The organism is Enterococcus sp. M-BR2 (assembly GCF_056612775.1).
Map to the genome: position 1 here is coordinate 1,795,001 of NZ_CM152743.1, position 13,092 is coordinate 1,808,092.

Sequence of the window (13,092 nt, forward strand, 5' to 3'; positions counted from 1 at the left end):
AGGGTTGCGCTCGTTGCGGGACTTAACCCAACATCTCACGACACGAGCTGACGACAACCATGCACCACCTGTCACTTTGCCCCCGAAGGGGAAGCTCTATCTCTAGAGTGGTCAAAGGATGTCAAGACCTGGTAAGGTTCTTCGCGTTGCTTCGAATTAAACCACATGCTCCACCGCTTGTGCGGGCCCCCGTCAATTCCTTTGAGTTTCAACCTTGCGGTCGTACTCCCCAGGCGGAGTGCTTAATGCGTTAGCTGCAGCACTGAAGGGCGGAAACCCTCCAACACTTAGCACTCATCGTTTACGGCGTGGACTACCAGGGTATCTAATCCTGTTTGCTCCCCACGCTTTCGAGCCTCAGCGTCAGTTACAGACCAGAGAGCCGCCTTCGCCACTGGTGTTCCTCCATATATCTACGCATTTCACCGCTACACATGGAATTCCACTCTCCTCTTCTGCACTCAAGTCTCCCAGTTTCCAATGACCCTCCCCGGTTGAGCCGGGGGCTTTCACATCAGACTTAAGAAACCGCCTGCGCTCGCTTTACGCCCAATAAATCCGGACAACGCTTGCCACCTACGTATTACCGCGGCTGCTGGCACGTAGTTAGCCGTGGCTTTCTGGTTAGATACCGTCAAGGGATGAACAGTTACTCTCATCCTTGTTCTTCTCTAACAACAGAGTTTTACGATCCGAAAACCTTCTTCACTCACGCGGCGTTGCTCGGTCAGACTTTCGTCCATTGCCGAAGATTCCCTACTGCTGCCTCCCGTAGGAGTTTGGGCCGTGTCTCAGTCCCAATGTGGCCGATCACCCTCTCAGGTCGGCTATGCATCGTGGCCTTGGTGAGCCATTACCTCACCAACTAGCTAATGCACCGCGGGTCCATCCATCAGCGACACCCGAAAGCGCCTTTCAAATCAAAACCATGCGGTTTCGATTGTTATACGGTATTAGCACCTGTTTCCAAGTGTTATCCCCTTCTGATGGGCAGGTTACCCACGTGTTACTCACCCGTTCGCCACTCTTCTTTTTCCGGTGGAGCAAGCTCCGGTGGAAAAAGAAGCGTACGACTTGCATGTATTAGGCACGCCGCCAGCGTTCGTCCTGAGCCAGGATCAAACTCTCATAAAAAGTTCGAACAATCTTACGATTGTTAAGCTCAATTTGTTTGCTAGCATATTGCTTGCTTGTTAAAAATGTTTGTTGTCTTGAATTGAATCAAGACGCCCTACACATTTGGTTTGTCTTACTTTGTTCAGTTTTCAAAGGTCTACTTCATCGGAAATGTTTTTCCGATTTGTTTTGGCTGCCGTAGCAACTTTTATATCATATCAGAGTGACAAGTGATTGTCAACTCTTTTTTAAAAGTTTTTTTGATTTCGTTTTTCGAAATCTTTCAGCAACTCATTTATTATAACTTGTCGTTTGTTATTTGTCAAGAACTTTTTTGAAGTTTTTTTCGATAGAATCAAGCTTCACAAGCTGTTCTTTTTTAACGACTCAGTTATCTTATCACGTCTAAAAACATGTGTCAACTCTTTTTTGGAAATTTCACAAAATGTTTCAATCAGATGCGACAACGTTGTTTAATATATCATTAAAAAAAATAAAGGTCAAGCTAAAATAATATTTTAGCTTGACCTTATTATAATTTCAACGATTGTCAAAAGTATTGTTTGCAACTGTGTTCCCTGTTTCTATTGATAGAATACAGCTTTCGAAACATAAGTTTTGAACTGCTTCGATTCGTCCAAATTCTTTTGCAGTTATTGTACAATGAGTAAAGCAGACATCTTCTATAGTTTTTTCAGGAAATGCTACCAAGTCAAAAGCCCGGGAAGGAAGTGGATAGCCTGGAGAAAGACTTGCCTGTACATTTTTGACATGTATGTTTCTGACTTTTGTCATTTGTTTTGATTCAGGTATTTCTTCAGCCACTGCTTGCCAGCTTTCTGGCATTCGTTCAAGATCATTGCTATTTTTTCTATTATATTCATTATGCCAGTCCATTATCCAAGAAAACGGAAATTGTACATCCATCATATTCAGGTTTTCTACCCTGATATTTTCAATCACTCCCCCTCTTTCTCTTGAAGATTTCATTCGAATACCACAGTCTGACTGAAAAAAATCGATATCGTGAATATACACATCACTAACTCCAGCACTAACTTCGCTACCAATAGTTACACCGTAACCTGAACGAATGTTACATCTCGCAATCTCGATTCTTGATGATTTTCGATTGACTCTTGCACCGTTACCGTCCCTGCCAGATTTAATAGCGATACAATCATCACCACAGGCCAAATCACATTCATAGATACGCACATCTGTTGAAGAATCAATATCAATCCCATCTGTACTTGGCCCATCATTATGACGGATGATTATTTTTTCTACTAATACATCGTTAGAATAAGTGATTTGCAGGTTCCAAAAACCTGATTTTTGAAAAATCAAATCACGAATGACAACATGTTCTGCATGATACAGTAAACACGCCCGCGGACGCTTAATAGCATAATCTGCAATCCAACGCAGTCCCTTTCGATCATATTCAGCTCTTGTTCCGCTTTTTTGGTCTTTCCCCCAATATAGTTCCCACCAATGCTCTCCTTGACCGTCGATTATTCCTTTTCCTTCTATAAGAATATCTTTTGCTGAGAGAACATTCAAAATCGCTGCTGGCCATTTCATTTCTACTCCAGCAACTCGTGTATCAATCTCTGGAAATGCTTCGATCTCTGTTTTTCCCTTGAGAACAGCCCCTTCTTCGAAAATGAGATGGCTCTTATCTTTTAAAAAAAGTGCGCCGACTAAATAAATACCTTTTGGAATAAATACGGGCGAGTGTTCTTTTGCACCTTGATTGATTGCCTTTTGCAGCATTACTGTATCATCTTGTTGAATGTCGTTTGTTTTAAAGTCTAAAGCATTGATGAACTCTTTTTTTGTCTGCAATACTTTTCTCCTTATCTTTCATTGATTTTTTTTAATTCTTCACCAATAAACACAGTTTTCGAACGATTCAGCGGATACCCTACTAATAAAATGATTGCGGATACAAATAAACAGAATGCTGGTAGCAAGTTTGCCATCGTATAAATTCTTTCTTGTACTAAAACTGATTGGATGGCTCCACCTGTTGTAGACGATTGGTAACCAATGAGTGCTAGCATAAATCCTCCGACTGCTCCTGCGCATGCTTGTCCTACTTTTCTCGCAAAAGAATTCACTCCGTATACTGTTCCATCTTCTCTTAAGCCTGTCTTATATTGATGATAGTCAATCACGTCAGTAATGAATGCCCAGACCATCAAATTGAATAAACCAGATCCTAAAGTAGCAATAAATAAAAGAATCAGATATACCCATGCATTTGTTATATGAAGGAAATACATCAGCAAGTACATACATGAAGAAGCGAGTAACGCAAATACGCTTGCTTCCTTTTTACCAAATAATTTTGTCAGCTTTGTAGCAAATGGTGCTAAAACTACTACTGTTCCGTAAGTAAATAAAAGAGCGACAGACATTGCTTGTTTATTATGGAAGTAATCATTAAATAAATAAGTCATATTCGTCCCAGCTAAAATCTGATTGATCACAATGAAAATGTCAACAATGACTAAAATAATCAGTGCTCGGTTAGCTAACAAACCTTTTACCAACTGAGAAGCAGACACTTTTTCGTTTTTGACAACTCTTACTCGTTCAGTAGTCAATTTACAAGTCAGCATGTATGCGACAAATGCAATTGCCGCACATCCGATGGAAATCCAAAAGAAATGATTCCCCGAAACGACTTGCTGCCCACTCTTGTTATGGGTGTACATCAAAATCGGGATAAAGAACCCTGTAGTTGACCCGCCAATCGCAGAACCAATGCTTCGGAATGTGGATAACGAGGTGCGGTCATTAGGATTTGAACTAATGGCTGCTGCCATTGCTCCGTAAGGGATATTGATTGTTGACAGAAAAATACCATAAACAATATATGAAACAAAAATATATGCAACCTTCACCGTCATTGGAAGATGTTGGACGAATGGTAAAAACAAAATGACTGTCACTAAGCAAAATGGATATTTCATTTTTCTGATCCAAGGAATAAATCGACCAGTTTCTGTTAACTCTGAGACATCGCATAATCTTCCAACCATCACATCAGCAAACGCATCCAAAATTCTTGAAATCAAGAATAACGTACCTACGATTGCTCCTGAAACACCAAGAACATTCGTATAATAAATCATCAAGAAACTATTGACCAAACCTAAAATAAAACAGTTACCTAAATCACCGAACATGTAGCCTAACTTATCGGAAATCCCAAATTCCTTTTTTTCTTTTTTTACTGTATTTGCTGTAACAGCATTTTGTGAAAGCATTTGAATTCCTCCTACCTCTTCTAGTAAACGTTTTCAAAATTATAACTCTTTTTTTCTTGTTTTTATATTCACAATATTGACATTTTATTGCATTATCTTGACAGAGAAAAAACAAAAATACGTTTAAAAACATTGTCAGAAAAGGGAATTAATATTATTTTCATAGTATCATAGATAAACAAAAAGATTCACTAACTAGCAAAAACAAGTTAGTGAATCTCTATTTATTAGAGAGATAGATCATTCATGATCTTTTCCATCATACTTAAAAAATTCAAAGTCAGCATAACTTCCTCTTTTTCTATTTAAATCATGTACGACTATCCCGATAAAATTCCCCGTAAATCCACCTGAGAGTATACACATGTTTTTTTGTAGACCTACTTCCTTCCATTCTTCAGATGGTGTGTCTTTCAAATAAAACTGTGCTGTCTCTTTCTTTACGGCTACTTTCAAGAAAGTCTTCTTTTCTGTGAGTGGAATCCTCCACTCTTCTATTTGTGCAACTCCGTTTTCTGATTCTATCATACGAAGACATTTTCCCTTGTTTTCATCCCAAGTAACATAGCAATAAATATAATTGGATTCGTTTAGGTACAATACCAGTCCAGCCATCTGATTAAAATTATTAGGTGTATATTCAAATGCTGTCTCCGCATCAAAAGTAAAATCCGTTTGCCGAATAGCTAATAAGTGATGGCCAAAGGTAGATTGAAGAGATTCACCGGCAATCAGTCGTAAAAAACCAGGTCTAGTTTTTGTATCACACCAATCAGCCCTTGGCAAAATACGTCTGGCATTCCAGTTCTTTTTTAGCTCTCCTTCGAATGTATCCATAAACTGATACGCTCTTTCTTGTTGTACCTCTTCATTCGTCTCAATCATTATTTCTTCCATCGGAGCTGTCTGGCTATCTTTTAGTCTTAACCAATCGTCGGACGTCCAATACACTTCTTGGATAGCGGTTTCTCTTCCCAAAATAGCCGCACCGTTTAATGGTCTGGTACAAAGATATGTCATGTACCATTTTCCTGACGGGGTTTGTACTAAGCTCCCATGTCCTGTACACTGCAATGTAGAAGCAGGTTTGTCACTAGCTGTCAGCATAGGAAAACCAGGATCAAGCTCGTAAGGACCAATAATATTCTTTGCTCGGCAGACTGTGATTGAATGTCCTCTTCCTGTACCTCCTTCTGCCGTCATCAAATAATAATACCCGTTACGAAAATACAAATGCGGTGCCTCCGTTTTCGCTAATTCTGTACCTGCAAATATTTTATAGATGGGACCATCAAGCTTCTTCTTCTCTGCATCATACTCTTGCAATACGATACCGCTGGACTTATTCGGTGTGTCCAGACGATAATCCCATAATTCATTGACAAGCCATTTTTTTCCTGTTTCCAAATCATGAAACAAAGAAGGATCAAAGCCGTTACTATTTAAATAAATCGGTTCGGACCAAGGTCCTGTGATCTCAGATGCAGTAATCAAGTAATTGTGGACATCTTTAAACGGACGGCCTGCACTTTTGACATCTGTGTAAACAAGATAGAACAATCCATCAGCATAACTGATTTGCGGTGCCCATATGCTTCCGTTTGTAGGATTTCCTTGCAAAGATACTTGAGTGGTCAAAATATCCGTTGTATGTGACCAATTGACTAAATTTTTCGACTCATATACTCGAATTCCTGGAAGCCATTCAAAAGAGGAGACAATAATGTAATATCGGTCTTTCGCTCTTAAAATATTAGGATCTGGATTGAACCCTCTCAAAATAGGATTTTTCACTTTGATAGTCTGCATGATTCAGGCTTCCTTTCTTATTCTTACTCGATACAAACTGAATGCCCCAGCGGCAAAATAAAAAAACGCAAAAGGAAACGCAATAAACTGAGTGCCGACCAACAATATAACTCCTGTTATAAAATACAAGCCAGTGGCAGTTGTTAAGTATTTTCCTTTAGCCGTCAAAAATAGTGCTACTGCTAAAAAAGCAAGTGAAATAAACAATACAACGGCAAACAGACCAGTCATGTCCTTTAATAGCTCAAATGTATTTTCTAAAGACAAAGATGGATGATCGACAGCAAGCGACTGATAACTTTTTTTAAACTCTGACGCAGACATATTACTTAAAGTAACTGCTAACCCGCCAAAGAAAATCAGAGATAGGCTGCCACCGATCATTCCTAGCAATAGTTCCCATTTTCTTTTCATTTCAGAACCCCCTGCTTTTCTAAATGGATCCATTCAGGTCTTTTGATTGGTGTTTCATAATTGTTATTTCGTTCAGAGAATTTGGCAGTCTGTTCATTTTTCTTGTCATCCCAATTATCCCAACCAGTTGGGTGAACATGCCCACCTATCTTACATGCTTCAAACACGACATTTGCATACGGACGCCACGGTCTTCCTAAATAGACGTTTCTAGTATCAGGCTCTGCAGTCAAGGTACAGCTTTCAAAACGATACCCTGATTTTTGTTTTTTTGGCGTAGATGCTGCTGTGATATATCCAGGATTTTTACTGGCTAAGCTATGGATACGGCACTGGCGAAAAATTGCATCTGCCCCACCAAATATGAAATCCACCGTTCCTTCAATCCAGCAATATTCATAGGTCTGACGACAATAATCAGGATTGACAGAAGCCGGTGTACAAAAAGGTGTACCATCTTTTTGCAAGTCAGGCAACGGACCCGTGCATAAAGTATCCTGATAACCAGTTAGTCGACAGTTTTTTAACAACACGCGATCTCCTGAATTGAATAAAGCAACAGCTTGACCTACTTTTTCTCCTGGACCTGCTGTATTTTCGATGTGAAGATTTTCTAATACGACATTCGATCCTTCTAAGAAGAAAGTAGCACTTCGGAAAGTCCCTAACTGGCTACCGTCAAGATACTCCTGTTTTGCAAAACGATTACCGGAGATCACTACTGTTCCTGTTCCCACAAGTTTAAAATTGGATAATCTGCTTTCTATATATTCATCATATCTTCCTTCTTTTACTATCAAGACCTTTGGATGGCTATCCGGCAGGTCTGCCAAATAATCGATTCCTTCTTGGATAGTTTCAAAATCCGTCGGGGTATCTATAGAATTTTTTCCAATTATCAGTTTGTCTTTCATCCTCATAAATGCTCCTTTATGAATTGTTTCCAAATGTTTCTCATTTCTTGTGTTTCCATATGACCGCCTGTTAAAGAAAAAGAAGAAAAGTTTTCTGGACTACCCATTGATTGATACTTTTTGTCCAGCCCTTTTCTCAGCTTCAGTACGCCTTCGTCCAAGCACATCGTATCGTTTTTTCCAACTAAGCTAAGACGAGGGCGCGGAGCGATTTTTTCTTGGATTGCTAACGTTGTATAAGCTGTCAGTAGGTTTGGCACATAGTAATAAAACCCATGATGATCTAGGCGACGATGTAGCAAAAGTGTTTCGATGTCCACCTGTGCTGCTAGATCAATACAAACTTTGACACGAGAATCCAATGCCGCCACCCACCAGCTTAATAAGCCTCCCATAGAAAGACCAATCGTTGCAATCCGTTGAGTATCTGTGTCTTCCCTTGTCTCCAAATAATCGATCAAGCTGATCACATCATAAATACGCATTCCCCATAACGTTTTTCCTGTTAATAAAAATTGTTTGAACAACTCACTTTCGGAAATACCTCCGCGTTCTTCAAATCCCCAAGCATCAATCGACCAAACAGCATATCCCATTCCCGTCAGTACTTCTGCAAAAGATGGAGAAGCTAAGTAAGGAGCACCATGGATCAATTCACTTTTCCCGACTGAAAAATCTCCGCCGTGAGAATGCAGGTAAAGGACCGTCGGAAACGGTCCTTCTTTCTCCGGATAAGCATAAAGTGCTGGTACTGTTTCCAATTCATTTAAGTACAGTTGATAATATTCAAGCATAAACCCATTTTGTTTTTCTCTGTATAATCGCTTTCCACTAGGAGTAAGTCTGCTAGATGGATCACCTAAAAAGTCATTCAACTGCATAAGCAAAGTTTTTACGAACAACCAGCTCATCCATATTTTCCGATTGAGTTGACCGGAATTTCTCAATACTTATTTCTTTCGTATTTTCTAATAGAAATGCTGGTCCTTCATGATTCTCAATCGTCATTTGATTAAAGGTAACCTTATCCGCAAAACCAATGTAAAATCCTTGCTTGCTCATTTCCTCTATCCCTGTCATCATAGCAGGGACACCGGGAACTGCATCTTGGGCCATTGAAACATCAATATTATCAAATGTGATTTCTTGTATAAACTGTTCTGCTAATCCATAAATAAATCCTGCAGAAGCATGGACATTCCTTGCCGTGATATTCGAAAAATGGATCCTTCTGAATGCTGGTGTCCGCTCATCTATCGGATAAGCCGTTTTTTCCCATACATATGGTTCTTTTCCTCGCGGACCGCAGAAATAATAAAGATTCAGTATAAATGGACACATCACATTATCCATGACTATATTGGATACTCGAATGTCTTCAACGATCCCGCCTCGACCTCGTCTAGATTTCAATCGTATTCCTCGATCAGTTTCTTGGAAGATACAATTTGAAATGGTAATATTACGTATACTACCACTCATTTCACTTCCTAACACGACCCCTCCGTGTCCATGGACCATCGTACAATTTGTGATCGTGATATTTTCACAAGCAATCCTTTCGTACGTATCTTCAGTTCCTGCTTTGATTGCGATACAGTCATCTCCCACGTCAATATGGCAATTACTAATACGCACATTTTTGCAGGATTCTGGATCGATTCCGTCTGTATTTGGTGAATCTGCTGGGTTCAAAATCGTCAAGTTGTCAAACGTCGCGTTGCTACAAAGAATTGGGTTGATCGTCCAGCTTGGTGACTGGATCAGTTTGATATCTTTCACAGTGATTCGATGGCAGTTATGGAAACTCATCAATTTAGGACGAGGATAAGCCAGATTATCTGGTTCGTTTCGGAAAGTATGCCACCATTTTTTTCCATTTCCATCTAATGTACCAAAACCAGTGACAGAGATGTTCTCTACATTTTGAGCATAGATACAGGAAGCATAGACTTTTCGATGGACTCCTTCCCAACGTGAATGAACAATAGGATAATCTTTTGGATCGTCAGAGAATTTCAAAACCGCCCCTGCGCTCAAATGAAGTTCTACATTGCTTTTTAAAAATAAAGCCCCTGTTAAAAATTCACCTGCTGGCACAACTACGGTCCCGCCTCCTGCGCTTGCTGCTGCATCAATCGCTTGTTGTATTGCTTCAGTATTCAATTCATCAATTGATGCGCCAAATGTCAAAATATCATACATATTTATAATGCCTCCACTTCGATTAATGCTTGCAAGAATGCACCGACACCTTTTTGATCATTACAAATAATCGGCTCACTGATGTAGTAAGCGTATGAACCATCTCGTTGTTCTGCTCCGCCTAACCCTGCTACTTGACAGTTTTTGTTCAAGTTCAACCAGCCTTCTTTTGTTTCAAGAACAAATTCATCGAGTAGTCCTTGATGAGATTTTTTCACTTGCGGCAGCCACTCTTCTTTGTTCAGCAAGCCTAAGCGTATCCCTTTAGCCATTGCGTAAACAAACATACTGCTGCCAGAAGCTTCCAGATAATTTCCTTTCCGTTTTGTTTCTGTTGTTACTTGATACCATGTCCCACTGTTTTCTTCTTGATACGGAAGTAGTGCGGTCAATGTCTTTTCTAAAATTTCCTTCAGCAAAGAACAATCCGTTTCCGCATGAAGCAATTCATAGGTATCTGCCGCAGCCATCAGATACCAGCCAATCGATCGACTCCAGAAATGATGAGATAAACCTGTTTCTGGGTCAGCCCATGGTTGGACTTTCTTTTCATCCCATGCATGGATTAATAAATTTGTTTTTGGATCGAATAAATGTTTATAGCTGATTTCAAACTGTCTCAAGACATCTTGGTAATCTTTTTCTTCACTAAAATTCTGGATAAATTCAGCATAAAATGGTGAGCCCATATATAATCCATCTAACCAAATTTGATAAGGATAAATTTCTTTATGCCAAAAAGCCCCTTCGGATGTACGCGGATGGTTTGCCAACTGCTGGGAAAGGAGTTCTGCTGCTTTTTTATATTTTTCTTCGCCTGTTTCTTTGTACAATAAAAAGAAAAGCTTTCCGGTATTTACATGGTCGATATTGTATTCTTCAACGCTGTAGCCACGGATTGTTCCATCTTCTTGCACGAAATAGTCGATATTGTCTTTTATGAAATCAAAATAAATTTTTTCTTGGGTTTGTTCCCAAAGTAATTGGAACCCTTTAAGTACGACGCCATAGTCATAAGACCATTTTCCTTTATACCACTTTTCTTCATATAAGCGAGGTGTTCTTTCCATGATGCTTTTTGCTAATTTCTTTGACCAGTTTTCCATTATTTACTCTCCTTTAAAAGTTAAAATAGGATTTGGGACAAATACCAAGAAGTATTTGTCCCAATCATCTATACTATTGTGCGGCTTTGTAAGCTTCCTCGTACTCTTGTGTGATTCGGTCGCCACCTTGTGCTTTCCAGTCTTCTACAGCTTTCTTGAATCCGTCTTCGTCAAGCTGTCCCATGATGTATTGCACTGTAGCATCAATAACGATTTTTTCGATTTCCGACCCTACTTCATTGTTCGTTGCAGAATCCAATGGTACAGAAGGATCCATTACAGCGAATTCTTCGTTTTCTTTGATCAATTGATTCGACAATTCTTTTTCAGGATCTGCATCTTTGAAAGAGAACGTCACTTCACTAGGGCGAGAACTTGATAGCGGTTGCACTTCTTGTTGCCAAAGATCCATATCGATAAATTCAATAGAACCATCATCATTCAATTCATAATGTGTTCCCTCAATACCACCAGTCATCAATTTATACATATCTTCTTCTAGAAGATCATCAACAAATTGCAGTAATTTCTTCAATTGTGCTTCGTCTTTTACTTGTGATTTAGGGAATGCTAACAAACCACCAATACCATTTCCTTCTGACCAAACATGATAACCGCCGCCTTCACCATCTGAAATCTTGTTTACAGGGACTAATTCCATATCACCTTGAATACCTTGTCCCATTGTCTTCAGGTTCTTGATATCCACCATCCCAGTGTAGATTCCTGTTTTTCCTTGTGCAAATTGTTCTTGCTGGTCAGTCTTTTGAGTAACCGCAAAATCTTGTGCCAAATAGCCATTCTCAAATAGATCTCTTGAGAAGTTCAACGCTTTCATGTATTCTTCTGTATCAAATTCTGGAGTAAATTTGCCATTATCATCTACAGCCCAGCCATTCGGTGCTCCAAAATAAGAAGTGAACAGCTTAAAGCTGGTATAACGAATATCACTAGGCGCACGATCACCAAAACCAACTGTATCATCCACACCATTTCCATCTGGATCGTTTTCTGTAAATTGTTTAGCTACTTCGTAAAGTTCATCCATCGTAGTTGGAACATCTAATCCAAGATTATCCAACCAGTCTTTTCGAATGACTAAACCAGCACGAGCATAGTCCTTTTGCATTGGCACACCATACAATGCTCCGTCGATACTTGCAGCTTCGATTCTATCCTCAGAGATTTGGCTTAAGTTTTTATAGTCTTTTAAATATTCCGATACATCCCAGAATACGCCTGATTTCAACGCACTTCGGACAGAAGAGTTTTTCAGCATAGCAATTTGAAGTGTAACGATATCTCCTAGTTCGTCAGAAGCCAATGCAGTTGTCAGTCTTTCTTCTTTTGAAGCATCAGGAATCCAATTGAATGTAAGTTCCGTATCGGTTTTTTCTTCTATTAGATTCACGATTGTGTCAGTTGGTGGGGAAGCATGGTGTAAAATATTCAACCAAGTGATTTTGGTTTTCCCATCTTCTGTTTCTGAAGAACTGTTGTTTGAACTGTTGCCACATGCGGCAAGTGCTAAAATTCCTGCAAAACTAAGACCTAATTTTACGAGCGTTGCTTTTTTCATAAATTTTCTCCTTCACTGTTTTAATGATATTTTTGTTTTCTTCTGTTTTTTCTGTATATGAGTTCTTCCATTCCAAATGGCAAAATATAGAATTTGCTGTCCACGTGACTGCGGAAAAGAAGAGACTGCCACCGATAAAGGTTAAAACACCTGGCATTGTTTGGATGGTCATCAGGTAAATACCCACCAGACTTAGTATTAATACTAATGAATAATGAAGATGAGAGAATCCGAACAAAAATGCCATTTTCATTTTGAAAAAATATCCTTTCCAATCATAATGTGCCATAATTGGAAAAATATAGAGTGCTGAGAGCAAATACAAGAACGCAGCAATATACAAAGCGATTCTAAGATACCAATTGTGTATGAAAGAAAGATCCACAAGTAAAACAACTCCGATGACGCCGTATATCCAGCTCATCAGCAAGGTTTCACGATAGTTTTCTTTAAAATATGAGAAGTACGTTTTCGTCAAAGGAAATGTTTCTTTTGTGCGCAGCCATTTTCTAATCACTGCAACCATTGCATAAGATGCAGGACCAAAAGTAAAAACCCCCAGACCTGCAATGACTAAACCACCCCACAGAAAATTCAAATAAACCAACTGTAAAATACGATTTAGCCTTCCATTTATTTTATCTAATGACTGCAGCATGTCTTTTCCT

At 39.3% G+C, this 13,092-nt stretch carries 10 protein-coding genes and 1 rRNA gene (1 of these 11 running past the window's edge); all 11 read right to left on the minus strand.

The genetic code is table 11. The annotated features are described in order from the left end of the window. Window positions 1–1,134: ribosomal RNA gene (locus AC1F25_RS08740) — 16S ribosomal RNA — on the minus strand (it extends 426 nt beyond the left edge of the window). A 522-nt stretch (window positions 1,135–1,656) separates the two neighbouring features. Further along, window positions 1,657–2,967, minus strand: a complete 1,311-nt coding sequence (locus AC1F25_RS08745) for a glycoside hydrolase family 28 protein (protein WP_002335426.1) — start codon at window positions 2,965–2,967, stop codon at window positions 1,657–1,659. An 11-nt stretch (window positions 2,968–2,978) separates the two neighbouring features. Next, a complete protein-coding gene (locus AC1F25_RS08750) occupies window positions 2,979–4,397 on the minus strand; it encodes an MFS transporter (RefSeq protein ID WP_002310864.1) in 1,419 nt (472 codons plus the stop codon). 240 nt (window positions 4,398–4,637) lie between these two features. Further along, complete coding sequence (locus AC1F25_RS08755) at window positions 4,638–6,206, minus strand: glycoside hydrolase family 43 protein (RefSeq protein ID WP_479994050.1); 1,569 nt, start codon at window positions 6,204–6,206, stop codon at window positions 4,638–4,640. Between the two features lie 3 nt (window positions 6,207–6,209). After that, window positions 6,210–6,620: a DUF4064 domain-containing protein gene (locus tag AC1F25_RS08760; RefSeq protein ID WP_002345673.1), complete on the minus strand. Its 411-nt coding sequence runs from the start codon at window positions 6,618–6,620 to the stop codon at window positions 6,210–6,212. Then, window positions 6,617–7,540 carry a pectinesterase family protein gene (locus AC1F25_RS08765; RefSeq protein WP_002310860.1) on the minus strand — a complete coding sequence of 308 codons (924 nt, stop codon included), beginning with the start codon at window positions 7,538–7,540 and terminating at the stop codon, window positions 6,617–6,619. The genes AC1F25_RS08760 and AC1F25_RS08765 overlap by 4 nt, the downstream gene beginning before the upstream one ends. Then, a complete protein-coding gene (locus AC1F25_RS08770; RefSeq protein WP_002316991.1) occupies window positions 7,537–8,415 on the minus strand; it encodes a dienelactone hydrolase family protein in 879 nt (292 codons plus the stop codon). Before AC1F25_RS08770 ends, AC1F25_RS08765 begins: the two co-directional genes overlap by 4 nt. Then, window positions 8,402–9,739 carry a glycoside hydrolase family 28 protein gene (locus AC1F25_RS08775; RefSeq protein WP_002314474.1) on the minus strand — a complete coding sequence of 446 codons (1,338 nt, stop codon included), beginning with the start codon at window positions 9,737–9,739 and terminating at the stop codon, window positions 8,402–8,404. The genes AC1F25_RS08770 and AC1F25_RS08775 overlap by 14 nt, the downstream gene beginning before the upstream one ends. A 2-nt stretch (window positions 9,740–9,741) precedes the next feature. Beyond that, window positions 9,742–10,845: a glycoside hydrolase family 88/105 protein gene (locus tag AC1F25_RS08780; RefSeq protein WP_002310857.1), complete on the minus strand. Its 1,104-nt coding sequence runs from the start codon at window positions 10,843–10,845 to the stop codon at window positions 9,742–9,744. Between the two features lie 73 nt (window positions 10,846–10,918). After that, complete coding sequence (locus AC1F25_RS08785; protein ID WP_479994051.1) at window positions 10,919–12,424, minus strand: extracellular solute-binding protein; 1,506 nt, start codon at window positions 12,422–12,424, stop codon at window positions 10,919–10,921. Then, on the minus strand, window positions 12,390–13,082 hold the full coding sequence (locus tag AC1F25_RS08790; RefSeq protein WP_479994052.1) for a YesL family protein: 693 nt from the start codon (window positions 13,080–13,082) through the stop codon (window positions 12,390–12,392). The genes AC1F25_RS08785 and AC1F25_RS08790 overlap by 35 nt, the downstream gene beginning before the upstream one ends. Window positions 13,083–13,092 lie beyond the last annotated feature (10 nt).